At 64.1% G+C, this 26,153-nt stretch carries 26 protein-coding genes and 1 pseudogene; 12 read left to right on the forward strand and 15 right to left on the reverse strand.

The genetic code is table 11. From position 1 onward, the window contains the following. Window positions 1-334: 334 nt before the first annotated feature. Window positions 335-598: a hypothetical protein gene (locus ACKWRH_RS03975; RefSeq protein ID WP_063980696.1), complete on the reverse strand. Its 264-nt coding sequence runs from the start codon at window positions 596-598 to the stop codon at window positions 335-337. A 139-nt stretch (window positions 599-737) separates the two neighbouring features. Then, window positions 738-1,544 (reverse strand): creatininase family protein, encoded by an 807-nt coding sequence (locus ACKWRH_RS03980; RefSeq protein WP_445219405.1) that lies wholly within the window; start codon window positions 1,542-1,544, stop codon window positions 738-740. Window positions 1,545-1,683: 139 nt separating this feature from the next. Between ACKWRH_RS03980 and ACKWRH_RS03985 the strand changes: the two genes are divergently transcribed. From ACKWRH_RS03985 to ACKWRH_RS04015, 7 genes and pseudogenes are all read left to right on the forward strand, one after another. After that, window positions 1,684-2,706 (forward strand): ABC transporter substrate-binding protein, encoded by a 1,023-nt coding sequence (locus tag ACKWRH_RS03985; RefSeq protein ID WP_445219406.1) that lies wholly within the window; start codon window positions 1,684-1,686, stop codon window positions 2,704-2,706. A gap of 10 nt (window positions 2,707-2,716) precedes the next feature. Further along, complete coding sequence (locus ACKWRH_RS03990; RefSeq protein WP_445219407.1) at window positions 2,717-3,532, forward strand: ABC transporter ATP-binding protein; 816 nt, start codon at window positions 2,717-2,719, stop codon at window positions 3,530-3,532. Continuing rightward, window positions 3,529-4,344 (forward strand): ABC transporter permease, encoded by an 816-nt coding sequence (locus ACKWRH_RS03995; protein ID WP_445219408.1) that lies wholly within the window; start codon window positions 3,529-3,531, stop codon window positions 4,342-4,344. Before ACKWRH_RS03990 ends, ACKWRH_RS03995 begins: the two co-directional genes overlap by 4 nt. Next, the gene (locus tag ACKWRH_RS04000) at window positions 4,344-5,333 is read left to right on the forward strand and encodes a 2-hydroxyacid dehydrogenase (RefSeq protein WP_445219409.1); all 990 of its coding nucleotides are present in this window, start codon (window positions 4,344-4,346) and stop codon (window positions 5,331-5,333) included. Before ACKWRH_RS03995 ends, ACKWRH_RS04000 begins: the two co-directional genes overlap by 1 nt. Further along, on the forward strand, window positions 5,333-6,025 hold the full coding sequence (locus ACKWRH_RS04005) for an AprI/Inh family metalloprotease inhibitor (protein WP_445219410.1): 693 nt from the start codon (window positions 5,333-5,335) through the stop codon (window positions 6,023-6,025). The genes ACKWRH_RS04000 and ACKWRH_RS04005 overlap by 1 nt, the downstream gene beginning before the upstream one ends. A 159-nt stretch (window positions 6,026-6,184) precedes the next feature. Then, a pseudogene (locus ACKWRH_RS04010) lies at window positions 6,185-6,346 on the forward strand (YciI family protein); the annotation flags it as partial. 118 nt (window positions 6,347-6,464) lie between these two features. Then, window positions 6,465-7,745: an RNA polymerase sigma factor gene (locus ACKWRH_RS04015; RefSeq protein ID WP_445219411.1), complete on the forward strand. Its 1,281-nt coding sequence runs from the start codon at window positions 6,465-6,467 to the stop codon at window positions 7,743-7,745. A 14-nt stretch (window positions 7,746-7,759) separates the two neighbouring features. Here ACKWRH_RS04015 and ACKWRH_RS04020 read toward each other — a convergent pair whose 3' ends face one another. Beyond that, window positions 7,760-9,148 carry a peptidoglycan-binding protein gene (locus ACKWRH_RS04020; RefSeq protein WP_445219412.1) on the reverse strand — a complete coding sequence of 463 codons (1,389 nt, stop codon included), beginning with the start codon at window positions 9,146-9,148 and terminating at the stop codon, window positions 7,760-7,762. Window positions 9,149-9,415: 267 nt separating this feature from the next. Here ACKWRH_RS04020 and ACKWRH_RS04025 point away from each other — a divergent pair, with 267 nt between their 5' ends. The 3 genes from ACKWRH_RS04025 (at window position 9,416) to ACKWRH_RS04035 (ending at window position 11,254) form a co-directional block, all read left to right on the forward strand. Continuing rightward, window positions 9,416-9,790, forward strand: a complete 375-nt coding sequence (locus ACKWRH_RS04025; protein WP_038934469.1) for a hypothetical protein — start codon at window positions 9,416-9,418, stop codon at window positions 9,788-9,790. A 160-nt stretch (window positions 9,791-9,950) separates the two neighbouring features. Then, complete coding sequence (locus tag ACKWRH_RS04030) at window positions 9,951-10,286, forward strand: hypothetical protein (RefSeq protein ID WP_445219413.1); 336 nt, start codon at window positions 9,951-9,953, stop codon at window positions 10,284-10,286. A 104-nt stretch (window positions 10,287-10,390) separates the two neighbouring features. Further along, the gene (locus ACKWRH_RS04035; RefSeq protein ID WP_445219414.1) at window positions 10,391-11,254 is read left to right on the forward strand and encodes a hypothetical protein; all 864 of its coding nucleotides are present in this window, start codon (window positions 10,391-10,393) and stop codon (window positions 11,252-11,254) included. Between the two features lie 29 nt (window positions 11,255-11,283). Here the strand turns inward: ACKWRH_RS04035 and ACKWRH_RS04040 are convergent, their stop codons facing one another. The 6 genes from ACKWRH_RS04040 to ACKWRH_RS04065 all read right to left on the reverse strand — a co-directional run bounded on the left by ACKWRH_RS04040 (window position 11,284) and on the right by ACKWRH_RS04065 (window position 18,030). Beyond that, window positions 11,284-12,072, reverse strand: coding sequence for a bestrophin-like domain (locus tag ACKWRH_RS04040; RefSeq protein WP_445219415.1), 789 nt, complete (start codon window positions 12,070-12,072; stop codon window positions 11,284-11,286). A gap of 337 nt (window positions 12,073-12,409) precedes the next feature. Next, window positions 12,410-12,799 (reverse strand): YybH family protein, encoded by a 390-nt coding sequence (locus tag ACKWRH_RS04045; RefSeq protein WP_445219416.1) that lies wholly within the window; start codon window positions 12,797-12,799, stop codon window positions 12,410-12,412. A 1,423-nt stretch (window positions 12,800-14,222) separates the two neighbouring features. Continuing rightward, window positions 14,223-14,786: a Cache 3/Cache 2 fusion domain-containing protein gene (locus tag ACKWRH_RS04050; protein WP_445219417.1), complete on the reverse strand. Its 564-nt coding sequence runs from the start codon at window positions 14,784-14,786 to the stop codon at window positions 14,223-14,225. 384 nt (window positions 14,787-15,170) lie between these two features. Then, complete coding sequence (locus tag ACKWRH_RS04055; protein ID WP_445219418.1) at window positions 15,171-15,737, reverse strand: hypothetical protein; 567 nt, start codon at window positions 15,735-15,737, stop codon at window positions 15,171-15,173. 549 nt (window positions 15,738-16,286) lie between these two features. After that, window positions 16,287-17,000 carry a RadC family protein gene (gene radC / locus ACKWRH_RS04060; RefSeq protein WP_445219419.1) on the reverse strand — a complete coding sequence of 238 codons (714 nt, stop codon included), beginning with the start codon at window positions 16,998-17,000 and terminating at the stop codon, window positions 16,287-16,289. 88 nt (window positions 17,001-17,088) lie between these two features. Then, on the reverse strand, window positions 17,089-18,030 hold the full coding sequence (locus ACKWRH_RS04065; RefSeq protein WP_445219420.1) for a DMT family transporter: 942 nt from the start codon (window positions 18,028-18,030) through the stop codon (window positions 17,089-17,091). Window positions 18,031-18,164: 134 nt separating this feature from the next. Here ACKWRH_RS04065 and ACKWRH_RS04070 point away from each other — a divergent pair, with 134 nt between their 5' ends. Next, window positions 18,165-18,761 (forward strand): bifunctional transcriptional activator/DNA repair enzyme AdaA, encoded by a 597-nt coding sequence (locus ACKWRH_RS04070; protein ID WP_445219421.1) that lies wholly within the window; start codon window positions 18,165-18,167, stop codon window positions 18,759-18,761. A 16-nt stretch (window positions 18,762-18,777) separates the two neighbouring features. Here ACKWRH_RS04070 and map read toward each other — a convergent pair whose 3' ends face one another. Both map and ACKWRH_RS04080 read right to left on the reverse strand, forming a co-directional pair. Then, window positions 18,778-19,596 carry a type I methionyl aminopeptidase gene (gene map / locus ACKWRH_RS04075; protein WP_014498584.1) on the reverse strand — a complete coding sequence of 273 codons (819 nt, stop codon included), beginning with the start codon at window positions 19,594-19,596 and terminating at the stop codon, window positions 18,778-18,780. Between the two features lie 106 nt (window positions 19,597-19,702). Beyond that, window positions 19,703-21,019, reverse strand: a complete 1,317-nt coding sequence (locus ACKWRH_RS04080; protein ID WP_445219422.1) for a mechanosensitive ion channel family protein — start codon at window positions 21,017-21,019, stop codon at window positions 19,703-19,705. A gap of 210 nt (window positions 21,020-21,229) precedes the next feature. Here ACKWRH_RS04080 and ACKWRH_RS04085 point away from each other — a divergent pair, with 210 nt between their 5' ends. Then, window positions 21,230-23,023, forward strand: a complete 1,794-nt coding sequence (locus ACKWRH_RS04085) for a potassium/proton antiporter (protein WP_445219423.1) — start codon at window positions 21,230-21,232, stop codon at window positions 23,021-23,023. Between the two features lie 178 nt (window positions 23,024-23,201). Here the strand turns inward: ACKWRH_RS04085 and modC are convergent, their stop codons facing one another. The 4 genes from modC to ACKWRH_RS04105 all read right to left on the reverse strand — a co-directional run bounded on the left by modC (window position 23,202) and on the right by ACKWRH_RS04105 (window position 26,053). Then, complete coding sequence (gene modC, locus ACKWRH_RS04090; RefSeq protein ID WP_445219424.1) at window positions 23,202-23,864, reverse strand: molybdenum ABC transporter ATP-binding protein; 663 nt, start codon at window positions 23,862-23,864, stop codon at window positions 23,202-23,204. 2 nt (window positions 23,865-23,866) lie between these two features. Continuing rightward, complete coding sequence (gene modB / locus ACKWRH_RS04095) at window positions 23,867-24,562, reverse strand: molybdate ABC transporter permease subunit (RefSeq protein ID WP_445219425.1); 696 nt, start codon at window positions 24,560-24,562, stop codon at window positions 23,867-23,869. A 6-nt stretch (window positions 24,563-24,568) separates the two neighbouring features. Next, window positions 24,569-25,354, reverse strand: coding sequence for a molybdate ABC transporter substrate-binding protein (gene modA, locus ACKWRH_RS04100; RefSeq protein WP_445219426.1), 786 nt, complete (start codon window positions 25,352-25,354; stop codon window positions 24,569-24,571). 195 nt (window positions 25,355-25,549) lie between these two features. After that, window positions 25,550-26,053 (reverse strand): hypothetical protein, encoded by a 504-nt coding sequence (locus tag ACKWRH_RS04105; RefSeq protein WP_445219427.1) that lies wholly within the window; start codon window positions 26,051-26,053, stop codon window positions 25,550-25,552. Window positions 26,054-26,153: the final 100 nt, after the last annotated feature.

Here is a 26,153-nt window from a genome sequence, read left to right on the forward strand (position 1 = left end):
GCCGCGATATCCCTGCCGATTCGCGGCGATCCTGTCATCAGGTTCCGGTTATCCACGCCACCGGCCGAGATGATCTCGATTCGATGCGGTTTCGTCCCAAGCCCCTGCACTTGCTGCCAACCTTATTGCGATTAATTCGCAATAGCAACTGGCGTAGATTGCCACAGGGGATGGTTGGCACCGCTGTGTGACGCGACTGCAACAAATTCCCAGGCCAAAAATGGATGACCCCGCCCGGGGGGACAGCCGGGCGGGGTCGGGGACACGACACGGGGTGGATGAGGCGCCCGTGTCGGACGCAGGATCCACGTGAGATCAGCCTCAGGTACCTAGATCAGTAGCAAGTACGAACGCGGCCGACGTACTGGCCGAAGGCGTTGTACTGGGCGACCCAGCCGCAGCGGTGATAGCCGTAGTAATAGGGGTCGTTGCTGGCGGCGATCGCGGAGCCGACGACGGCGGCGGTAGCGATGCCGGCACCCACACCCCAGACCCAGCCGGGCTGCTTGGCTTCGGCCGAGGAGGTGGTGGACACGATGCTGCCGGTGACGGCGAGGGCAGCGAGTGCGACGGCGGCAATCCTGGTCTTGATCGACATGTGAAACTCCATCCGGGTTGAGGCGGTCCGTTGTGGCCCGCGTGCCCAGTTGGACGGAGGCTCGCCGCGTCCGGTTCGAATCCCGCAAAAGCGAGCGTGCAGCCCGGCTGTTTCCTGAATGATTCCAGCCGGATGCGAGCTAGCCGAGAGGCCCTTTGACGAGCCTGTTCACGTCGAAGTTATCGACCTCGGCGAGCAGCTCGCAAAAGGCGCGCGCCCCCTGATCGATGAGCTGCTCGCCCTTTTCGGCGACGGCCAGCGTCGCATTGCCGATCGCGCCGCTCGTGTGGAGATCCTGCGCCTGCCAGGCGAACGGTGCGGGCCGCTGCGTCGACAGCCAGCGATACTGCCTTTCCATGGCGATGCTGCTCGCGGGAAAATCCGCGATCGCATCCTTGCGCACCTGACCTGGATAGCGTGCCAGCATGATCGAGGTCTCGACCGCGCCGCCATGGATGCCGTGGCGTACCTCATCCGCCGGGAACAGCTCCTCCGCGCCCGACAGCCGCGACCACGACGTCGTCACCACAAAGAGCTTGTGATGCGCGCGAAGATCCTGCGCGACCAGCATCATTGCCGCGCTGTTGCCGCCATGGCTGGTGATGATGACGAGCTTTTTCACGCCGCGCTGCGCGATGTCCTCGCCGATCCCGGTCCATCGCTTCAGCGCCACCTCGGTCGGCAGCGTCTGCGTGCCCGGATAGTCGATATGCTCGGTGGAAATCCCGACCGCTTCAACGGGCAGGAACGTCGCCGGAACATTTGCGGGCAACAGCTCGCGCACGCGCGCGAGATACGCGTCCGCGATCATCACGTCGGTCTCGAGCGGCAGATGCGGGCCGTGTTGCTCGGTCGCCGCCAGCGGCAGCACCGCGATCCAGCGCGACACGTCTGCAAGGCTCGCATCGGCCCAGTTGATGTCGATCCAGTCCCGAGACGGCGTCATCGTGGTTTCTTTGCCCGAATTTGTCGCGTATTTTGGGGTTATCAGGGGACGCGGGCCTGGCCGGCTCGCGTCCCCGAATGTCTTGCGGTTTTATCGCGTTGCCTTCACATCGGCCAGCCACGATCGACGGAGTGCCATCATGACCCCCTCTCATTTGCGGCGAGCGTTAACGGCGGGCTTGATGGCCGCTTGCGTCTCTCTTGCGCCGGCGCGTGCCGAGACGCTGGACAAGGTCACCTTCGGCACCAATTGGGTCGCCGAGGCCGAGCATGGCGGTTTCTTCCAGGCGGTCGCCGACGGCACCTACAAGAAATACGGGCTCGACGTCACCATCGTTCCCGGCGGTCCGAACGAGAACAACCGGATGCTGCTGATCGCCGGCAAGATCGATTTCTTCATGGCCGCGAACACGCTGATGTCGTTCGATGCGGTGGCAAATAGCGTCCCCGTCGTCACCATCGCAGCGGTCTTCCAGAAGGATCCCCAGGTGATGCTGACGCAGCCGGACGCCAAGGTCGCCAAGATCGAGGATCTCAAGCCGCTGACCTTGTTCGTCTCCAAGGAGGGCATGACCAGCTACTTCCAGTGGCTGAAGTCCGAATACGGCTTCAACGAGAAGAACGTTCGTCCCTACAATTTCAATCCGCAGCCTTTCATCGCCAACCCCAAAAGCGCGATGCAGGGCTACGTCACCTCCGAGCCCTTCGCGGTCGAGAAGGCCGCCGGCTTCAAGCCGAATGTGCTGCTGCTTGCCGATTACGGCTTCAACACCTATTCGACCCTGATCGAGACCCGCCGCGACATGGTCGAGAAGAAGCCGGACCTGGTGCAGCGCTTCGTCGATGCCTCCATGGTCGGCTGGTACAATTACATCTACCGCGACAATTCCGCGGGCAATGCCATGATCAAGAAGCTCAACCCGGAGATGACCGACGAGCTGCTCGCCTATTCCGTCGCCAAGATGAAGGAATACGGCATCGTCGATTCCGGCGAGTCCTTGAAGAACGGCATCGGCGCGATGAGCGACGATCGCTACACCTCCTTCTTCAACAAGATGGTGAAGGCCGGCGTCGTGAAGGCGGATCTCGACTTCCGCAAGTCCTATACGCTGCGCTTCGTCAACAAGGGCGTCGGCGTCGAGCTGCGCCCGAGCAAGCCGTAGTGCAAGGTCCATGTCATCCGTCAAAACCTCGTCCGGGGTCGAGGCCGGCCTGACGGCTCTCGCCGTCAGCCTGCGCGGCGTGACGAAGGCGTATGATAATGGCGTCATGGCGCTCGGCCCGCTCGACCTTGCCGTTCGCAAGGGCGAGTTCATCTCGCTGCTGGGCCCGTCCGGTTGCGGCAAGTCCACTGCGCTGCGCCTGATCGCAGAGCTTAGCGCGCCATCGTCCGGCATCGTGCGGGTGGCGCACCACGAGGGCGATGTGCTGCCAGGTCATGGCATCGGCTTCGTGTTCCAGGAGCCGACGCTGATGCCCTGGACCAGCGTGCGCGAGAATGTGCGGCTGCCCTTGAGGCTCGCAGGCGTTCCGAAGCCGGAGGCGCGCGCGCGGGCTGATGAGGCGTTGGCCAGCGTGGGTCTTGCCGATTTCGCCGATGCTTTCCCGCGCGAGCTCTCCGGCGGCATGAAGATGCGGGTGTCGCTGGCGCGTGCGCTCGTCACCGACCCTGATATCCTCCTGATGGATGAGCCGTTCGCCGCGCTCGACGAGATCACGCGTTTTCGCCTCAACAACGACCTGCTTGCGCTGTGGCGAGCCCTTGGCAAGACCGTCATCTTCGTCACCCATTCGGTGTTCGAATCCGTCTATTTGTCGCAGCGGGTCGTGGTCATGACCGCGCGGCCCGGCCGCATCCAGGCCGATATCCGCATCGAGACGGTCGAGCCGCGCGGTGAGGAGTTTCGGACCTCTGCCGCCTATTCCAATTATTGCCGGAAGGTGTCGGCCGCGCTGGCGCCGTCCTATTCGGGGCAATCGATGCTATGAACGCGCAAGCTCCCGCCGCAAAACCATCCGGCGCGCAACGCGCGATCCGCTTCGTGCTTCCCGTCATCGTGTTCGCAGCCGGACTCGCGGCCTGGGAACTGGTCGTCCGCATCAAGGACATCCCGCCTTACGTTCTGCCAGCGCCCTCCGTCATCTTCCTGACGCTGATCAAGGACTGGGCGGTGCTGTCACAATCGCTCGCGACCACGCTGCTGACCACGGTCGAAGGTTTTGTCGCCGCCGGCATCGGCGGCATCGCGCTGGCGCTGTTGTTCAACCAGTCGAAATGGGTGGAATATTCGCTATTCCCCTATGCAATCGTGCTCCAGGTGACGCCGGTGATCGCGATTGCGCCGCTGCTTCTGATCTATCTGGAGCAGCAGACCGCAGTCGTGGTCTGCGCCTTCATCGTTGCCTTTTTCCCGGTGCTGTCCAACACCACGCTCGGGCTGAATTCGGTCGATCGCAACCTTGCCGGCCTGTTCCAGCTCTATGGCGCCTCGCCGCCGCAAACCCTGCGCTTCCTGAAGCTGCCGGCGGCGCTGCCCCATATCCTCGGGGGCCTGCGCATTGCCGGCGGCCTGTCGCTGATTGGCGCGGTCGTGGCCGAAATCGCAGCCGGAACGGCCGGCGCGGGCTCCGGGCTCGCCTACAGGATCGCCGAATCCGGCTATCGATTGAACATACCCCGCATGTTCGCAGCGCTGCTGCTGTTGTCGCTGGCCGGGATTGTCATCTATGGGGTGCTGGCGCTAGTTTCCCACCTCGTTTTACGGCGCTGGCACGAGAGCGCGCTTGGAAAGGATAACTGATGACTGCCGGTTCGATTTCGTCCGAAAAGATCGACCTTTTGATTTATGGACCGGTGCGGCCGATCCTCGACAACGGTTTTTCCGATCATTTCGTCGTGCACAAGGCGGAGACACGGGGCGATCTCGAGCGGCTGACACCGGCGATCCGCGAAAAAATCCGCGGCGTGGCGGTGACCTATCACACCGTGCGGGCCGACAAGGATTCGCTGTCGCAGCTGCCCAAGCTGGAGATGGTGGCGAGCTTCGGCGTCGGCTACGACCACATCGACGCCAAATACGCGGCCGAGCACAACATCATCGTCACCAACACGCCCGACGTGCTGACCGAGGAGGTCGCCGACGTTGCGATGGGCCTTCTGATCTCCACCGTGCGTGAGTTCATCAAGGCCGACCGCTACGTCCGCTCCGGCCTCTGGCAGACGCAGAACTATCCGCTCAGCGTCGGCTCGCTGCGCGACCGCAAGGTCGGCATCGTCGGCATGGGCCGGATCGGCCAGGCGATCGCGCGCCGGCTCGATGCCTCGCTGGTGCCGGTGGTCTACCACTCCCGCAATCCGTCGAAGGACGTCTCCTACAAGCACTATCCCGATCTGATCGAGATGGCGAAGGCCGTGGACACGCTGATGGTGATCGTGCCCGGCGGCGCCTCGACCAACAAGATGATCAATGCCGAGGTGCTGAAGGCGCTCGGTCCGCGCGGCGTGCTGGTCAACGTGGCGCGCGGTTCGGTGATCGACGAGCCCGCGCTGGTCCAGGCGCTCAAGTCCGGCACCATCCTCGCCGCCGGTCTCGACGTGTTCGCGGCCGAGCCGAGCGTGCCGGACGAGCTCAAGACCATGCAGAACGTCGTGCTGCTGCCGCATATCGGCTCGGCGTCGGTGGTGACGCGCAACGCGATGGATCAGCTCGTGGTCGACAACCTCAAGTCCTGGTTCGCCGGCAAGGCGCCGTTGACGCCGGTTGCGGAAACGCCGTTCAAGGGGCGCTGATGAGAGGTCTTCGGGTCGTTGCATTCGCCGTCGCGGCCTGCGTGGCCGCGATCGGCATCGCGCATGCGCAGGATGCGACGACCCTGAAGAAGGCGATGCCCGGGCAGTGGGAGCTCTCGACCACCGAGCGCAGCAAGACCTGCGTCGTCACGATGAAAGGCGATGCCGCGGGGCAGGGGTTCAAGCTGGAGCTGGAGCCGGCCTGCAAGACCACGCTGCCCTTTACGAAGGACATCGTCGCCTGGAGCGTCAGGGGCCTCGACATCGTTCGTTTGCAGGACGCGACCGGTGAAGCCGTGATCGACTTCACCGAGGTCGAGGCCGGCATCTTCGAAGGCCTGCGGCAGGGCGAGGGCGTCTACATCCTCCAGGACCTCGCCGCAGCCCGCTCGATGGCCAAGTCGATGGACCAGATGATCGGCGACTGGTCGATGGTGCGCGGCAACGGCCAGCCGGTGTGCGGGCTGACGCTGACCAACACGGAAGCCGGCCCGGACAATTTCCAGGTCTTCGTCAAGCCGAAATGCGATCCGGCGATTGCTCAGTTCAATCCGGCGCAATGGCGGCTCGAACGCGGCCAGATCGTCCTGATGTCGAAATCAGGCGAGGTCTGGCAGTTCGAGGCCGACGACAACGCGCAATGGCGGCGCGTCCCCGATACCGCCGATCCCCTGATCATGCTGCGGCAATAATTCTTCCGGTCGATGTCGATTTAGCCGAGGCTCAATCGTCACATCCACAGCGAGCCGGTTTGCAGCCGGAGCGGCTGCTGCTCGCCAAGGGAGTTTTTCATGCGCTTCATGTACATCGTCACCTCCAGCCAGCCGATGGCTGCCCCGAGCCCGGCGCTGATGGAGGCCATGCAGAACATATCCGAGCGGGAGATCAAGGCCGGTCGAATGATCGACAATGGCGGCCTCATGCCGCTTGCGACCGGCGCACGGGTGCGAATCGTCGACGGTGAGCTCAGCGTCATCGACGGCCCCTTCGTCGAGGCCAAGGAAGTGATCGGCGGCTATGCCATTTTCGAGCTGCGCGACAAGGCGGAGGCCGTGGCCATGGCGCGTCAAAACAAGAATCTGGAGCCCCGTTCCGATTCCATCGGAACGGAAAGGGCTCTGGTCGGCGGCGATGACGACCGCCGACATCGATCACGCGATCCGTGCCGCGATTCACGCAACTTGGCGCGTCGCGCAGCCGCGGCTGATCGCTACGCTGTCGCGTATGCTGCGGGACGTGCCACTGGCGGAGGAATTGACCCAGGACGCACTGGTCGCAGCGCTGGAAGCCTGGCCGCTCAGCGGGGTGCCGGACAATCCCGGCGCGTGGCTGGTTGCGACGGCCAAGCGTCGTGGGCTCGATCATCTGCGCCGGGCAAAGATGCTCACCCGCAAGCAGGACCTGCTGACGCACGAGCTGATGCAGGAGCAGGACGCGATGCCGGATTTCGACGCCGCCCTCGACGACGATATCGGTGACGAATGGTTGCGGCTGATCTTCACGGCCTGTCACCCGCTGCTGCCGCGGCAGGCCCGCGCGGCGCTGGCATTGCGTATGATCTGCGGCCTGACCACCGACGAGATCGCGCGCGCCTTCCTGGTCACGGAGGCAACCGTCGCGCAACGCATCGTCCGCGCCAAGCGCACGCTGTCGCGGTCGGGTCTGAGCTACGAGATCCCGAGCGGCGAGGCGCTTTCGGAGCGTCTCGCCTCGGTGCTCGAGGTCGTCTATCTCATCTTCAACGAGGGCTATTCGGCCTCAGGCGGCGAGGAGTGGCTGCGGCCGCAGCTCTGCGACGAGGCCCTGCGCATGGGGCGGGTGCTGGTCGGCCTCGCGCCTCTCGAGCCCGAGGTCCACGGTCTCATGGCACTGATGGAGCTGAATGCCGCGCGGAAGCAGGCGCGCACGGGCGTCGATGGCGAGCCCATCCTGCTCATGGACCAGGACCGCAGGCTCTGGGACCGGCGCCAGATTGGCGGCGGCCTTCGCGCGCTCGATCGCGCGCGCGAGCTCGGTGGTGCCGGCCGGTTCTACACGCTGCAGGCCACGATCGTCGCGTGTCACGCGACGGCGGAGACGGCCGCTGCCACCGACTGGCGCCGCATCGCGGAGCTCTATGGCCAGCTTGCGGCGCTGGTGCGCTCGCCGGTGATCGAGCTCAACCGAGCGGTCGCGCTTGGCATGGCCGAAGGGCCGCAGGCCGGTCTCGATCTCGTGGACATGATCGCGGACGAACCGGCGCTCGGGGCTTACCACCATCTCCATTCTGTCCGCGGCGACCTCCTGGAGAAGCTCGGCCGCTTCGCCGAGGCGCGAATATCGTTCAAGACCGCTGCACGTCTCGCGAACAATGCGCGCGAGCGGGTGTTGATGGAGCGGCGTGCGGCAGCTATTGCCGATGCCGACGGCTGAAAACGCGAACGGCCTTACGTCGTCGGCTTCGGCGGCGGCGCGGTGCCTTGCGCCCACTTCTCGAACTTGCCGAGCACGCCCCAGGCGGTGAGCGCCAGCGAGATCGGCATCGCGAACTGGCCGAGCCCCGGCACCGCCGACACGATCGTCCCGAGCAGTCCGGCAAGACCGCCCGCATTCGGGCTCGCGGTCACCGAAGAGAGCAGCGCAGTGAGCACCGAGCCGCCGATGCCGAGTGCCGTCTTCTTGCCGTCGAGCAGCTTGCCGATGGTCTCGCCGAGCGCGCCGTTGACCTGGCCGAGCACCGGCTTGCCGTCCTTGTTGAGCAGGGTGCTGAGCAGGTCGACGACCTGCTTCAACTGATCGACGGGGGCCGGGTTGGTCGGGCTGACCGGTCCTGGCACGGGCGCCGTCTTGTTGATGAGGGAGAAGAGCCGTTCGAACAGGCTGATCGGATCGTTGGTGGCGGGCAGCGTGTTGCCCGGTGTCGTCGTTCCCGGTGTTACGGCGCCGGCTGACGGTCGCAGCAACTGTGCGAGGTCTTCCAGCCGCTTCAGGATCTTGGAAATATCGCCGCTCGGCACGGAGCCTCCCGCCTGCGTTGCACGCGTGAGCGCCGCGACCGTGGCCCCGTCGAGAAGCCCGGTATCCCTCAGGCCGTTCCGCTGCTGAAACTGCGAGACCGCGGCCCCGGTCTTCGGTCCGCTGATGCCGTCCTCGGCGAGCGGCGGATTTGCGCCGAGCTTGTTGAGCGCCTGTTGCATCAAGACAATCGTCGACGCCGCATCGTCCTCGGGCTCGGTGCGGTCGGCGAATTGTGGGCTGCCGTCGAGGGTGATCGAGGAATCGAGCGACATCATCGCATGCAGGATCACCGCCGTGCCGAGCTGGGAATCGACGTGGTTCGAGTCGAACACGTGGTCGCGGATGAATTTGCCGGCCCTCGCCTCGGGCGGGCCGTACAGTGTCGAACCGCCATAGAGGTAGGGCGAATTGCAGCCCTTGGAGTGATAGCCGAAGCCGTTGAACGCCTCGAGCCGGAATAGGATCCGGGCGATGCCCCAGTCGTGGGCGCCGATGAAGTTCTCGATTCTGAACGCGTCCACGGCGCCGTCCACGAACGTGGCAAAGGGGCCGCGCCCTTTCGGAACGATGGTCGTCACGCGATGAAGCGTTTCGCCGTTGCCGAGATAGGTGTCGAAATCGTAGTTGGATTCGCGGTAATGGCAGAGCGCAGCAAAGTACCAGGGGACTCCGGTCAACCGCTCGATCTGCTGATAGGTCGCCTTGCCGTTGATCGCCTTGCGCGCGACTCCATTCGCGTCGGCGAGGCGCGAAGGCCGGATCTCGAGATTGGCCCAATTCCGCTCGTACTCGCTTTTCAGACTCTCGAATGAGACCATCTTCCGCTCCCGAAAATTGATGAATTATCGAAATTTCGTGCAAGTCAGATATGGACAGGTGCCGTGATCGGCGTGTGGCTCCAATGTGATCTCCGGCAAATGTGGCAGGTTGCCGGCCCGGCGCATGTGAAATGGCTTACAGCCTGGGCGGGAAAATGTGCCGCAGGGCCGGACCCGCGCCTTCGCCGGCAGCGCGACCCGTCAGTGGGGGAACCGGCATGGTCGTTCGTCCGTTAGCATTTTAGACGATGCGGTAGGGAGCCCTGCATGGCCAAGCGCGTCCTCGCGATCGGCATCGAACCCGGCAATGCGGATTACAGCGCGTTTCCGCAGCTCACGCCGGAGCTCGTGCGCCATTATATCGAAGCGCAATTGCTGCGCCTGCGTGATCTCGGCTACGAGGTCACGAGCTGCCTGATCGATCTCGACGCGACCGCCGAAGCCGGCGTTACGGCCGCACTGCGCGACGAGCGCTTCGACTGCATCGTGATCGGCGCGGGGCTGCGCGAGCCGAAAGAGCGCCTGTTGCTGTTCGAGAAGGTGCTCAACCTCGTCCATCGCCTGGCGCCTGACGCCGCCATCTGCTTCAACTCCACGCCGGCCGACACCGCCGAGGCCGTGCAGCGCTGGATCGATCCCTGACGTCCGATCGGCCGGTGCATCGCTCGCGGCATGGTTTGAGCCGTCTTCGCGCTGCGCCTCCGACGCCATCGCGTAGGCGTCGTGAGCCGCGCCGCCGGCTATTTGTCTGGTCCGAATCCGCTTCCGGCGCTATGACTGGCTCATCACAGGGAGGGCGAGCATGCTTCGAGGTCTTCGCACAGGAAGCTTTGGAATTGGAAGTTTTGGAATCGCGGCATGTCTGACGGTCGCGATGGCGATGCCGGCGCATGAGGCCGCGGCCCAGGATGCCATCGGCGGCGCGATCATCGGCGGTGTCGGCGGGGCGATCCTCGGCGGCGCGCTCGGCGGAGGCCGCGGCGCCGCAATCGGCGCGGTCGTCGGTGCCGGCACGGGCGCTGCGATCGCCTCCGAGGGCGAGCGTCGCCGCGCCGGCTACTACGCCTATCAGCGCGGCTGCTACATGCAGCGTCCCGACGGCTATTACGTCCGGGTCAGCCAACGCTATTGCTATTGATCGATCAGCCGCCGGCGTCACAGGATCGATGGCGGCCGGCGGTAGATTGGACGCGGAGGGGTGAGTATCGGCCGGCGAGCCGCTCTTCCGAGCTGGTGGTTCGCATGAGCATCCGATCTCGCATATGCCGGTGGCTGATCGCCGCGATCGTGGCCGGCGATCTCGTCGGAGCCGGGGCTGCCCGGGCGCAACAGATTCCAGCCGACGAACCCGCGTTTACGGCTTTCGTGGCCGAGCGCATCCGCGCCGAGATTCGTGACACCCCGGTCGTGATCAAGGGACCGCTGACGCTGTCGGTCGGCCCTCTGCAAACCAACCTCGACCGCATCTACGCCTTCTGCAAGGCCAACACCGGCGGCTGCGCCAGGGAGATCGGCGCTTATGTCAGCGGCGTCAAGGCAACGGCGAGCAGCCGGAACGATCCGCCGACCCGAGCAGCCCTTCGCGTGGTCGTGCGCTCGGCCGACTACATGCGGCAGGCGCTTCGGGAGGTCGACGCGCGCGGCCCGGCCCTGACGCGGCCACTGGCAGAGGGGCTGGTGATCGTCCCGGTGCTGGACTCGCCGCGGGCGGTCAGGGTGTTCAACGACAAGGACCGTGCCGCGCTCGGCTTGACGCAGGAGCAGGTCTTCGACATCGCCATCGCCAATCTGCGCAGCAGCGTGAAGCCGCTCACGACGGTCGCAAAAGCGGTCCCGTCAGGACAATTCGGCACGCTGACGGGGGACTATTATCAGACCAGCCGGCTCGCGCTGGTCGACAGCTGGGCGCCGCTCGCGCAGGCCCAGGGCGGGATCCTGATCGTCGCGGCGCCGTCGGCCGATCTCGTGCTCTATGCAAGCGAAGACAGCAGTGCCGCGATCGACGCGCTGCGGACGCTGGCCAGGAACATGATGGCGCGCGCGCCGAAGCCGCTGTCCGGCACGCTGCTGCGCTGGACGCCGAAGGGCTGGCAGCTCGTCCGGTGAGATGCTCTCTCGCGGGGCGGCCGCTCTGCTCAACTCTTGCCGGGGTCTGCCGGCATGATCTGGAGCAGCGGCTCCGGTTGGATCGAGATCTGGCCGGCGAACGGCCGGTCATGCGCGGCGATGAGTAGCACGGAGGTGGCGACGCCGGTGGCGAACAGGCCCATCGCGATCGCCGATCCCAGCCGGTTGTCGCAATGAACGAGGCCGATCACCAGCAGCGCGCAGGCCGCCTGGAGATACAGGCACCACCATTTGACCGGGTTCACCGCGGCGAGGCTGACGATGATCCGCTGCCGCCGCGCGTCCAGCGCCTGCTCCAGCGCGGCGATGAGCTCGCGCTGCACATTCGCCTGCCCCGGGCCTTGCGGCGTCATCGCAACGACGAACTGCAGGGCTTCGGCGAGCGCCGGCGGCGTGACCTTCAGCGACACCTCCTGATGCGCCATCATCGGCCATTCCACCGCGACGGCCTGCCCGACATAGTCGCGGACCAGGCCGCGCAGCTTCGTCTCCTGCTCCGCCGGCAGGCCGGCGGCCAGCAGCACGGCGCTGCGCAGCGCACTGGCCTCGCGGCTCACCGCGGCGCTGGCGCGGTCGCTGTCGCCCCATACCTGCGCCGCGGTAAAGGCGACGAACAGGCCGAAGATGATGCCGAGCACCGGCAGCATGCCCGGCGAGATCGCCTTCAGCGACTTCGCGCGCTCCTCCGTCGCAGCCCTCGCGACGCCTGCGAAGATGGCCGCGGCGAACAGGTACGTGAATCCGAAGATCACCAGCGCCATCGCAGGCACCGGCAGATTGTGCAGCCAGTCGCTCATGCTGCTGTTGTCACTTGATTCGAAGCCCTAGATCAACCGCATCCGCGCAGGCCGGCGTGGCCGCTCTTGCCGACAATGAAGCACGATACAGCCCGGAATTGTCGTCATTTGAGCTGCGCGCAACAATTAGCACGGCGCGGCTGCGGCGCGATCAAGGGAGACGGAATGAGGACCTTCGAGAATTTCTAGCTCCGGTCTACGGCTGGCTTACCGAGGGCCCCGACACCCGTGACCTGAGTGGAGCAAAGGCGTTGTTGGAGGAGTTCGCGACGTCGTAACTGGAAATAGCGCCCGCTTGCTCATTTGCAAACGGGCGCTGTCTTCTAATACAACGATGTTAGTTCTTTGCTTCTTTGGGTGCTGGCGGATTCTGCGCAATAAAGGTGTGGGCCTTGGTCTTCCAGTTCCCGTCAGCTTGTTTAAGCAGAACGCGCAACGTGTGCCCGCTCATCGTCCGTACCTCGCCCCCGCTCTTGACTTGGTTCACAGTCCAACTCGACAGGAGGTACGCGAGATTTCCATCGGCGCGGGTCTCAATTATCTCGAAGGTGTGATCCTTGAAGCCCGCCTTGATGGCCCCCTCCCAAAATTGCTTGATTGCCTCAGGCCCAATTGCGACCGGGGAGCCTCCTGGTACCAAGATCGCATCGTCAGTGTACATAGCAGGAAATGCCGCGGTATTTGGAGTGTTAAATGCGTTCAGCCATTGTTGGTTGGAAACTTCCATCGCTGTACGAAGATCATCCGCCCTTGCAGATGAGCCCCACATCAGAAGCGGGAGAAGCAATGCGAAGACCAATGATTTCGCGCTCGTTTTCCTCTCCTATTGTCTGCCATTGAGAAAATGAAGTCAGGAAAACAGCAGACGTTATCCCATGCCGTTGGTTCGCGAAATGCCAGAAATGTGCGGGAGACTCACCCGGTGAAGCCAGTTTATCCGGTGGCAATATAGCCGCGCGCGCCTCGTCGAGATGCAGGAACAGCTATGTCTGATCCAGACGAACAGCGCTGAAATCCCCGAAGCGGATAGCAACGTCAGCAGTTCTGACGGAGCTCGTGATCGGGTTAGTGGCTTAGGCGACTGGCAGCACGAAGACCGCCGCCCGAGGCCAAGCTGAACGGTCTCAGAGAGCCGCTCCAAAGAGAGCCCCGACCGTGCCAGCCGGGGCTCCAGGCCAGATCCGCGCGGCCGGGAGAGCAAGCCGCGCAATTTCGGAGTATGCCTCAGTCCATGCTGCCTCCGGTGATGGAAGTGCGGCGGTCCACAGGAAAGCTGCTCAAAGCAATCCGCTCGCCGTGAACCTGCAACGAGTGGCCGCCACCGCGTGACAGGTGAGGTGAACGCCAGAACGCCACTGCCGCGCCACCAAATCGCTTAACGACTCAACGACGCATGTTGCATCGGGCCGGGGCGATGCGCATGGGTGGTGTAGTGATGCGCAATTGGTCCAATGTTTATGTGACTGCGTCCGTGAGCGGGCTGATGGTCACGATGCTTTTGCTTGGCGCGATCCTCGCTCGACATGCCGGACTGGCGGAGAAGAAAGGCGACCGGGTCATCGCTGTGTCAGCGCACAGCGAGGCCCGCACCCGGACAACTTCTGAGAACGGTGGCGGAGCCACGGTAGATTTTGGTGTCGCGGACCTTAGAGGGTCGCTGCCGTAAGGAAGTGATCATCGGCCCGCCCTGCCGAGTTCGCTGAGGGACCTTTCGGCTGGCCAGTCATCTTGCCTAAAGCGCGATGAGATTGGGATGAATCGTCATCGCGCTTTAGGTTGGTGTTTGAGCATGATCTCCGCGCAAACGCGTTCCGCGTTTGTCGCGAGGGAAAACCGCTGCGCACTTTTCCGGATCATGCTTTAGCCGAGGCGATCGGCGCGTTGTAGGCTGCCAATCCGAGTCATTCGTGACCAAGCGAAGACGGCCGCATGGAAGCGGCCTGCCTTGGGCGCTGGCCACTTCCGGTCTTCTCCGGTTCGCAGACATTCTCAAAGTCGGTCGGCATGTCTCAAACGGGCCAGTAGCTGACACATTTCGAATCAATAGCGACTGCCATCCATCGGCGCCCCTGGGATCGCACTGAATTGCGATCCCAGCGAGTTCCAGACCCGCGTTGCGGCTGATGCTTCGGGAAACAGCGTGTCCTAGGCTACTTCATGTATCCTACGTAGTAGATACCGATTACATTCTTCGATGCGTCCCGGATCGGCTTGTAACCTGTGATGAAGGGCTTACCGAGAATGTCCGCCTCTCCGTAGAATGGTTCATCCTTTTTGATGGATTCGATCGCTTTGCCTTTGGGGTCGAGAATGGTTCCGACCGCTCGCGTGCCGTCATCCTTCTTAACGTTAGTGGCAACGCGAACGTACTCCTCGCCGTTCTTCACAAATATGGTGGCCGTTCCCTGAGCCTCCTTAACCACTTCATCGACCAAATCGAAATTGTTGTTCATCTTTGTAGAACCAAAATAGATTGCCGGGACTTGCTTGCCAGCCACAGTATCGGTCCCATTGATCTTCGGTGGACCTAGCTTATTCGCCTTTGACTCCAACAGCTCCATTGCAGTCTTGACCTTCGCATCCTGGGCCTGAACGAGGTTTGGAAAGAGTGCTGCTGCCCCGATAAGGCATGCGACTTTTAAGAAACCAATGGGTTTGAAGTTCATGAGTATTCCTCCCGTGAAAATGCTGTACCGTTCGGGGGCATCGTCCATCTGGGCAATGGCTCTCAAGATAACTCAGTGCGGGTTCGAAGTTTGCATCACGCGATGACCTCGTATGAAAAGGACGTGCCTAGCCGTCCCCAACGGGTTTCCTAGTCGCGTGCTTCAAATCGGGATTGAGACGATCCCAATCCTTTTCGCAACTGAGATACTCAGCCATACCCCAGCAACAGCTATCTTGATGTGGATCAAGGTAGGGCAAGGCAATTTAGCGGTGCATTTTCGCCTCGCTCCGCGATGTCTCAGTTGGGTCACAAGCGACCATCTGAGCTAAATTATGAAAAGAAGAAGAGCCCAGCTGTGATGGGCTAGGCTCTCTTTCAGCGATTGATGGCCGCCTCAACAGTCACCTTTACGGCGGCGTCGAGTTCAGGATCACTTGATTTCCCAGGATGTGTTGTGCGGGATGTCCATCGCAAAATAATCGCCAGAGCCAGCCAGCGCAGGCATAGCTATGCACGCAAATGGTTCGCTTCCGGTGATGCCCTTATACTTACCGGTACCGCCGGTGATGATATGCGTTCCACAATCCATCTTCGGCTGGGTCTTGTCGAGGTCTCGAGTATCGAATGTCGAGAAAATCTTGTCGCCGTCGCTGTCGGCGAGCACGCAAGCTCCGTCAATGTATTTCTTGTCCCCGGACGCGACGTTCAGCGCCACGCAGCGTGCTGACATCTTGTCCAGCATCTTCTCTCCCTTCATGTTTTGAGTGGTCCCGACCGCCTCCAGCGTAGTGGCCTTGCCGAGTTCGGCGGTGTCAATGCTCATCAAGGGCCGAAAAATAAAGTGCGTCACATAAGGAGTAGTCCCCTTCTTTTCAATCGACTCTGCCGCGACAGTGGCGGGGGCAAAGGACATGAGCGCTGCAGCAAAAGCCGTTGCTTTGGTGAGTCTCATCGCTGCGGTGAATGTGGGGACTATGCGCACGTTGAAGAAGTTCATGAGTGCCTCCTTAGATCAAGCGACGGTTCAGGTCTCCGCCGTGAACTGCCGCGAGTTGAAATCGACCTGCGTACGCTTTCTCCTGTCAAATCGAGTTGCACGCCGGCGCCGAGCGTCAACGTGATCATGCTTTCATGATGCTTCGCCTTAGACTGACGAAGTATGTGGGGATGGTGGCTCCAATCATCGGTTTTGACCTCAATACAAGGCTCGACCGAACGACCTGGGATACAAACATAATAGCATGGAACGCGGCGGACGTCAGCGTCATGCCCAGAAAACGCAGCGCGCACGGTCAACTGTCCTGACCGAATGCGCTATGCAAAATGTAATTCGCCTGTTGTTCAGATGAAACACGGTGCACATGGGTTCAGCGACCCTGTCGCCACTCTTCATGCTTTGCGTCGTTCCGCTTGCAACTCAGGAGGTGAGCATTGAGTGATGCCGATTTCCGCAGCCACCAACATCCGTAATATCCGCCTTGGGTCAATCGCGTCGTTTTGCGAGTTCGCGGTAAGGTCCGCTTTAGCCCCCAAGAGGCGACGTCGTTTAGATCAGCTTCAGTCCCCTCAGACTCGCATGACCGCTCTTGCCGACGATGATGTGGTCGTGCACGGCAATTCCCAGCGGCTTGGCGATGTCGATGATCGCCTTGGTCATCTGGATATCGGCCTGCGAGGGGGAGGGATCGCCTGAGGGGTGGTTGTGCACCAGGATCAGCGCGGTTGCCGACAGCTCCAGCGCGCGCTTGATGACCTCGCGTGGATAGACCGGGGTGTGGTCGACGGTGCCGGTCTGCTGCACCTCGTCGGCGATCAGCTGGTTGCGCTTGTCGAGGAAGAGCAGGCGGAATTGCTCCTTGTCTGAAAACGCCATGCTGGAGCGGCAATAATCGATCACCTCGTTCCAGGATGACAGCGCATTGCGGCTGTTGACCTCACCCTTGGCGACGCGATGCGTCGCCGCGGCGATCAGCTTGAGCTGGTGGATCGCGGCTTCGCCGATGCCGCCCACCTCGCGCAGCCGCGCCACCGGCGCGTGCACGACCTCGGCGAACGAGCCAAAAATCTTGATCAGCGTCTTTGCCAGCGGCTTGGTGTCGCGCCGCGGCAGCGCCGGAAACAGCGCCATCTCCAGCAGCTCGTAATCGCTCAGCGCATCCGCGCCGGCGCTGTAGAAGCGTTCGCGCAGCCGCTCGCGATGGCCGTGATAATGCGGCGCGTCCTCGGGCTTGGCCTTGTCGTGGTCGGTCTTGGCGGGCATCGCCCGCCAGCATTGCCGCGGACCAGCGCTTTTGCAACCGTCAATTGCGGCACGGCAGGCCGGTCTCGGTACCTGACTTTGGTGACAATCAGCCCGCCGGTTTCCTGGCGGTCTGCGCTGGCACGGGCATCGTGACGGCAACGACGCCGGCGAGAATGAACGCCATTCCTGCGACAATCGACCAGGTGAAGCGCTCGCCGAGCAGCGCGGTGCCGAGCGCCACCGCAAAGCCCGCGCGCAGGTAGCTTCCGCTTGTGGTCCCAAGCGGGCCGAGTGTGCGGATCAAACGGAAATAGATCACCATCGCGAGCGCCGTGCAGACCACCGCGAGGCTGACGACGGCCGCGACCGCCTGCGACGTCGGTGCCAGCGTCCAGGGTCGCTCGAGGACGAGTGCGGCAGGGACCATGAGGATCGCGGCACAGCTCATGGCGCCGGCCGCCGTGACGGTGGCGGGAAAGGCGGAGAACCGCTGCCCCCATATCGGTGCGAGCGCGTAGCAGAGGCTTGCGCCGAGCACGGCGGCCTGCGCCAGCGGGGCCGTCGTGCCCAACCCGGACAGCGCATCGATGCCGATCGTGACCGCGACGCCCGCAAGACCCAGCGCGACGCCGATGATCTTCCGGGTGCTGATCGCCTGCCGCCCGCGTGCGGTCATCATCGCGATCGCGAGCACGAACATCGGCGGGGTCGCATTGAGCACGCCGGCGAGACCGCTTGCGATATGCATCTCGCCCCAACTGATCAGGGTAAACGGCAGCGCGCTTTGCAGCAGCCCTTGCACGAAGAAAGCCGCCCAGATCGGTCCTCGACCGGGAAGAGCGTGCCCCTGAGCGCGCGCGATCGCGATCAGGAGAATAGCCGCGATCGTCACGCGCGCGGCGACCATCGTGAATGGCGGGATCGTCGGGATTGCGACCTTGATCAGCGTGAACGAGCTGCCCCAGATCAGTGAGAGCAGCAGCAGAAGCCCGATCTCGAACGTGAGCGTGGTTTGTCCTGACGTCGTTGGTTGCGCCTGCGTGTGCATTGCGAATCTGCTCCGGGATGGACCGGGACCATGATCCGGCGCGGCGGCGCAGGCTGGCCGGATTCGGACCTCATCGCCCGAATCGAGTCCGATTCCAGCTACTCGGCGGGCTGCGTTGAAACTATTCTTCCGCCATGGCAACAGGCTCGGCACATCGGCAAACGCTGCCGCCGCACCTCGACTGGGAGACCTGCGATCGGGCGCGGCTGGCGCGGGCACGCGCGTTCGACGGGCTGTTCTTCTCCGGCGTTCGCTCGACGCGCATCTATTGCCGGCCGGTCTGTCCGGTTCGCCCCGCTCGCTCCGAGAACGTCACCTTTTATGCGACCGCCGCTGCCGCCGAGCGCGCCGGCTTTCGTCCATGCCTGCGCTGCCGGCCGGAAACCGCGCCGGGATCGCCGGCCTGGATGGGAACGGCCACCACCGTCGCGCGCGGGATGCGCCTGATCAATGACGGATTTTTGGATCGCGCGTCCATGACGGAGCTTGCTGAAGCCCTTGGCGTCGGGCCGCGCCATCTGCTGCGTCTATTCCTGCGCCATGCCGGCGCGAGCCCGAGCGAGATTGCGGCGACGCGACGCGTGCAGGAAGCCAAGCGCCTGATCGACCAGACCAGCATGACATTGGCGGAGATCGCCTTCGCCGCTGGTTTCGGCAGCGTTCGCAGATTCAACGATGCATTTGTCGCGACCTACAAGCGGCCGCCGTCGTCATTCCGCCGCCATCGCTAGGGCGCGGCGCCGGGCATCACCCGATCTGCTTCTCGCCGTGCCGCTTCGACAGCGTGAAGATCTCGACGCCCGTCGCGGTCACCCCGACGGAGTGCTCGAACTGCGCCGACAGCGAGCGGTCGCGGGTCACCGCGGTCCAGCCGTCGGAGAGGATCTTCACGTGCGGCTTGCCGAGATTGATCATCGGCTCGATGGTGAAGAACATGCCGGGCTTGAGCTGAACGCCTTCGCCGGGCCGGCCGATATGGATGATGTTCGGCTCGTCGTGGAACATGCGCCCCAGGCCATGGCCGCAGAAATCGCGCACCACGCTCATGCCCTGCGGCTCGACGAAGCTCTGGATGGCGTGGCCGATGTCGCCGGTGGTGGCGCCCGGCTTCACCGCGGCGATGCCGCGCATCATCGCCTCATACGTCACCTCGATCAGCCGCTCGGCCTTGCGCGCGATCGGGCCGACCGCATACATCCGGCTGGAATCGCCGTACCAGCCGTCGACGATGAAGGTGACGTCGATGTTGACGATGTCGCCTTCCTTCAACGGACGGTCGCCGGGCATACCGTGGCAGACCACGTGGTTGAGCGAGGTACAGGTCGAGTAGCGGTAGCCGCGATACATCAGCGTGGCCGGATAGGCGCCGTGGCTGAAGGCGAAGTCGCGGACGAACTGGTCGATGCGCTCGGTCGGCACGCCGGGCCCGACGATGTCGGTGAGCTCGTCGAGGCACTTCGCCACCAGCGCGCCCGCCTTATGCATGCCGGCAAAGGCGCTCGGCCCGTGCAGCTTGATCTGTCCTGTCTTGCGCAGGGAGGTATCGGAGGCTTCGACGTAGCTCATGCGGGGCTGGTCTCGATGTCGGCGGAAGGGCTTGATTTCAAGGCCATAATCTAATGATCACGGGCCTTCATGCAAGTCAGGCGTGGCTCTTGGGCCGAAACAGGGCCTAATTCGGGACTTCTACGGTGGTTTCCACCGGCAGGGCGCCGCCCCGGACGCGGATCTCGCGGACGGGATAGGGAACCCGGATGCCCTCGCGCTTGAAGGCCTCCCACAGCGCCAGCATCACGTCGCTCTTGACGCCATCCATGCCGTCGGGGTCCGCGATCCAGAAGGTCAGCGAGAACTTCATCCCGGCTTCCGCGAACTCGGTCAGGATGCTGTTCGGCGGCTTGCCTTTCTGCGCGCGGGGATGGGCGGCCGCGGTCTCGGCGGCGAGCTTGCAAACCAGCCGCGGATCGGCGTCGTAATTGGTGCCGAAGGCGATCTTCACCAGCGTGTTCTTGTCGGTATAGGTCCAGTTGACGACCTTCTGCGTCACCAGGTCCTCGTTCGGCACCAGGAATTCGCGGCCGTCGCCGGCGGCGACGGAAATATAGCGCGTCTTCATCGCACTGATGCGCCCGGTGTTGTCGCCGATGGTGACGAGGTCGCCCGGCTTCACCGACTTGTCGGCGAGCAGGATGATGCCCGAGATGAAGTTGGCGACGATCTTCTGGAGGCCGATACCGATGCCGACGCCGACCGCGCCGGAGAACACCGCGAGCGCCGAGAGATCGATTCCGACCGCGCCGAGCGCAATGACGATTGCGATGGCCAGCAGCCCGATGCGGATGATCTTGACCAGCAGCACCTGCACCGACGGCGTCAGATCGGTGGTCGAATTGATCCGGCTCTCGGCGAAATTGCTGGCGATGTTGGTGGCCCAGAGCGCGATGAGCAGCAGAGCGCCGGCCTTGATCACCAGCAGCGGCGTCAGCCGCAGGCCGCCGAGCACGATCGCAAAGGAATCGAGCAGGTCGACCGTGCTGTCGAGCTGGCCGATGATGGACAGCGCCGCGACGAACCACGCCGTGATCGACACCAGCTTGACGATGAAGGCGTTGCGCAGCACCGAGGTCACGAGCCGGATCGCAAGCCAGGCCAGGCCCAGCTTGGCGGCGACCATCAGCAGATAGCTGCGGCTCGGCCAGGTCGCGTGATACATCACCACGCGCTCGATGATCACGAGCAGGGTGAACACCGCCGTCGAGGCGCTGGAGACCATCACCCGCGCGAAATGCCGGAGCGGCAGCGGCCAGCGCAGCGCCAGGGACGTCAGGTCGACGCGCCTGCGAATACCAGCCTCCGCCGCATAGGCGATGCCGGCCGCGGCCAGGATGAGGCCGAATTGCAGGTAGAACCAGGGTGAGGAGATTTCCGCCCCGACGCTGCGCGCGGTGGTCTGCACGAACTCCATGAAGTCTTTGAGGTCCATGTCCATCGGTCTCGTCGGCAAGCAGGCGGGAGGATTTGATTCGAGGGCGGCGCAGAATCCCACAAAGGGCGCCGCCGGGCCATCGATACACCGCCAAGTGAAGCGCGTTAAGGCCGCAAAATACGGGCAGATTGCCGCGAGCGGGAGAAAATGGGTTGGCGTGGGAGTCTGCCGACGATAAGGATGCAATTCCAGCGATTTGTACCCGGAAGGTGGATGGCTTCCCTCGACTCTGTCAGCCTCGCCATATTGCTCGGCGCCGTCCTCGTCATGGCCGGTATCCTGTCGAGCCTGCTTGCTCTGCGCTTCGGCGCGCCCTTGCTGCTCGTCTTCCTCGCCATCGGCATGCTCGCGGGCGATTCCGGCCCCGGGCAGCTGCAGTTCGACGACGTCCGCACCACCTATCTGGTCGGCTCGGTGGCGCTCGCCCTGATCCTGTTCGACGGCGGCCTGAAGACGCGCTTTGCCAGCATCCGCACCGTGCTTGCGCCCTCCGTCGTGCTCGCGACTGTCGGGGTGCTTCTGACCGCGCTGATCACGGCGCCGTTCGCCAAATACGCGCTCGACCTCAACTGGACGGAATCGCTGCTGGTCGGTGCCGTCGTGGCCTCGACCGACGCGGCCGCAGTGTTCCTGCTGGTGCACACCCAGGGCCTGCGCCTGCGTCCGCGCGTCGGCGCGACGCTGGAGGCCGAATCCGGCACCAACGACCCCTTCGCGATCTTCCTCACCTTGATGCTGGTCGAATACATCTCGCTGGGATCGAGCTCGGCCGGGCATGTGGCGATGGAGTTCATCCAGGAGGCGGTGCTGGGCGCCGTCGTCGGCGTGGTCGGGGGACGTCTCGTCGTCGTCGCGCTCAACCAGGTGGCGCTGCCGCAGGGCCTGCATGCGCCGTTCGTGACCACGGGCGCGCTCGTGATCTTCGGCGGCTCGCAGATCATGCACGCCTCCGGCTTCCTTGCGGTTTACCTGGCCGGCATCATCATCGGCAACCGCCCGACCCGCGCGCATAATTCGGTGGTGGCCTTCCTGGATGCCGCGACCTGGCTGGCGCAGATCGTGATGTTCGTCCTGCTCGGCCTCCTGGTCTCGCCGAGCCGGCTTGGCGCCAGTGCGCTGCCGGCGGTCGAGGTCGCATTCGTCCTGATGCTGGTCGCGCGGCCGGTCGCGGTGTTCGTGTGCCTGGCCCCGTTTCGCTTCAACTGGCGCGAGAAGATCTTCATCGCCTGGACCGGCCTGCGCGGCGCGGTCGCGATCTTCCTGGCGTCGATCCCGATGCTGGTCGGCCTGTCGAAAGCCTATCTCTATTTCGATGTTGCCTTCGTCGTCGTCATCATCTCGCTCCTGCTGCAGGGCTGGACGCTGGCGCCCGCCGCGCGCAAGCTGCACGTGGCGCTGCCGCGCGCCGAGCGTGGTCCGCGCCGTGTCGAGCTGGATCTGCCCGGCCAGCTCGAGCAGCAGCTCGTCGGCTATCCGGTGCGGCCCAAGAGCCTGTACTTCCGCCGCGGTCTGATCCCGTCCTGGTCCAAGCCGACGCTGGTGATCCGCAACGAGAACATCTTGACCCCGACGGAAGCCGATCCGATCGCGCCCGGCGACTACATCTATCTACTGGCCCCGCCGGAAAAGGCCGAGTCGCTCGACCGCTTCTTCGTCGACATGCAGCCGAGCTCGGCGCCGGATCCGCATCTGCTCGGCGACTTCATGGTCTCCGGCGAGCACACGCTGGCCGAGCTTGCCGGGATTTACGGCGTGAAGGTCGGCGAGGATGACGGCAAGCTGACCCTCGCCGACTATTTCGACGTCCATCTCGACCGCGCGCCGAAGGAGGGCGCCGAGCTGCCGCTGGACGAGATCGTGCTGGTCGCACGCTCGATCTCCGGCGGCCGCGTCAACGTCGTCGGCCTGCGGTTGCCGGAGGACGAAGAAACGCCCGCGCCGCTGACGCGCCGGCAGGCGCTGCGGCGCAAGCTCGCGGATTTGTGGACGTCGGTGGCGGGGGTTTAGCTGTCGCGAGAGCGGGTACCGCGTGCGCCAAAATCGCGGTGTCATTGCCCGCGAAGGCGGGCAATCCAGTATTCCAGAGGCGGTCGTAATTGAACCGAGAGGCCGCGGCGTACTGGATGCCCCGGTCAAGCCGGGGCATGACAGCGGTGGTGAGGCGGAAGCAAGCCGCACGAGCCCCTCACGTCAGCACCTTCACCCCGCCGAACGACGTCACCCGGCCCTGCTTCAGCATCACGATCTGCGTCGCGAGCTGGCGCAATTCGGCGACGTCGTGGCTGACATAGACCATGGGGACATTGGCCTCGTCGCGCAGCCGCACTAAGTAAGGCAGGATCTCCAGCTTGCGGCCCTCGTCGAGAGCGCCGAGCGGTTCGTCGAGCAGCAGCAGGCGCGGCCTCGACAGCAGCGCGCGCCCGAGCGCGACGCGCTGCCGTTCGCCGCCGGAGAGTTTTCCGGGACGACGGTCGAGCAGGGCGCCGATGTCGAGCAGGTCGACGACGCGCTTGTGCTGGGCAGGATCGGGCGCGAGGCTGCTCATCCGCCGGCCATAGTCGAGATTTTGCGCGACGTTGAGATGCGGAAACAGCCGCGCGTCCTGGAACACATAGCCGATGCGGCGGCGATAAGTGGGCACATGGATGTCAGCCGCGGTGTCGTCCACGGTCTCGCCATCGATCACGATGGTGCCGCGGTCGGGCCGCAACAGGCCTGCGATCATGTTGACCAGCGAGCTCTTGCCGGCACCGGACGCGCCGAACAGGCCGATGACGCGGCCTTCGCTGGTGAAGGTTGCGGAGAGCGAGAATTCGCCGAGTTGTTTTTCGATGTCGACGCGCAGCATGGTCAGTTCCCGTGCAGGCGCTGTGTGGCGCGGCGGGCGAACCATTCGGCGGCGATCAGCGCGCCGAGCGCCAGCACGATCGAGACGATCACGAGTCGTCCCGCGGCCGCGTCGCCATCGGGCGTCTGGATCAGCGAATAGATCGCGGAAGAAATCGTCTGGGTCTCGCCGGGAATGTTGGAGACGAAGGTGATGGTCGCGCCGAACTCGCCGATCGCCTTGGCAAAGCCCAGCACCATGCCGGCGAGCACGCCGGGCAGCGCCAGCGGCAGCGTCACCGTGAAGAAGACTTTCCAGGGCGCCGCTCCCAGCGTCTCCGCGGCCTGCTCGAGCCGGCGGTCGATCGCCTCGATCGACAGCCGCATCGGGCGCACCAGCAGCGGAAACGACATGATGCCACAGGCGAGCGCGGCACCGGTCCAGCGGAAGGCGAAGACGATGCCGAGGTATTCGGCCAGGAAGCCGCCGACGAGTCCCTTGCGACCGAAGGTGAGGAGCAGGAGATAGCCGGTGACGACAGGCGGCAGCACCAGCGGCAGATGCACCACCGCGTCGAGAAACGATTTGCCCCAGAAGTCATGGCGGGCAAGCAGCCATGCCAGCGCAATGCCGAACGGCGTTGCGACCAGCGTGGCAATGACGGCGACCCTGAGCGAGAGCAGGATCGCCGTCCATTCGGCGGGAGAGATCTCGAGCACGAAAAATCAGGTTGTCGGGCTTACCAGGAACTTGAAGCCGTATTTTTCCAAAATGGTCTTGGCTGCGGTCGAGCGCAGGAAGGCGAGATAGTCGTTGGTCTCGGCCTTCGCGGTGGTGGTCGCGGCGACGGGATAGATGATCGCGGGATGCGAATCCGCCGGGAAGGTGCCGACGGTCTTGACGCCCGGCTCGACCTTGGCGTCGGTCGAATAGACGATGCCGAGATTGGCCTCGCCGCGGGCGACCAGCGTCAGCGCAGCACGGACGCTCTCGGCCATGGCGAATTTCGGCTCGGCGGCCTGCCAGGCGCTCAGCTTCTCGAGCGCCGCCTTGGCGTATTTGCCGACCGGCACGGACTTGACGTCGCCAGTCGCGACCTTGCCGTCGCCCGCGAGCTTGGCGAGATCAAAGCCTTGCGCGATCGTGACATTGTCGATCTTGGAGTCCTTCGGCGCGATCAGCACGATGCTGTTGCCGAGCAGATTGACGCGGGTCGGTTCGTTGATGGTCTTTTTCGAGATGGCGTAGTCCATCCAGTCGGTGTCGGCGGAGACGAACACGTCGGCCGGCGCGCCCTGCTCGATCTGCTTGGCGAGCACCGAGCTTGCGGCATAGCTGACGCTGAACTTGACGCCGGTCTTGGCGGTGTAGGCGGCGTCGACCTCGTCGAGCGCGTTCTTCATCGAGGCTGCGGCGAACACGGTGATGGTCTTGTCCTCGGCGCTAGCAGGCGAAAGGCTCGCGCCCGCGAGGACCACGAAGGCGGTGAGAAGTCCGGCAATACGAATCATGGAGTGCGCTCCGTGCGAGCTCGCGCGCGCGAAAGGCACGCGCAAATCTGGCGTTGGTTGGGTCGGATGCGACGGGCGGAAGCGCTGTTCCACGGGGGCCCCGCGACGGCTTACGGCCGGCAGGGATATCGCAGCTGCGAAGATAGCAGGCTGGCGCCTCAGGTCAAAGGCGACCGTTTGTCTAACCGGGCAGCCTTATTGCGCCGGCAGGATCGCGATCGACAGCGAATTGTCCTTGGCACCGCTGATCTGGAGCACGAAAGGCTGCGCCGACAGCTCGTATTTCACGGTCTTGCGGATGCCGTCGCAATCGGTCGCGCCGCTGAAGGCCACGGGCTTGAGGAAATGCCCGTCCTGGACCACGTCCACCCAGGCCCCGGAGGACAGGCTGACCGTATAGAGCCCGGCCTTCGGCGCCTTGATGCTGGTGAAGCCCGCGAAGGTGCCGTCCTTCGGCGCCCTTTCCGGCGGTGTGGGCAGCTTCGCGTCCGCGGGGGCAACCAGCCCCAGCGTAATGGCCGACGACGGCAGGGCCGCCTGCTCGCTTCCGGTCGCGAGCTTGGCACGATCCGGCGCAGTGAGCGCAGCGCGCTCGCGCTCGATCGGCCATTTGAACTTGTCGCAGCCGCTGGGCTCTTCGGCAGCCAGAGCGGTGGTCGCACCGAGCGAAAGCGCAGCGAGGAAGGTGAGGACGCGCATGTCAAATCTCATCGTTGGCCACGCGAACGATGCGGGGCTTGCGGTCAGGCTTGTTGAACGGCGGGATGCGCATCCCGAAATGCCGCTGGCTTACGGCCGA

It is taken from the genome of Bradyrhizobium sp. Pa8 (assembly GCF_052588265.1).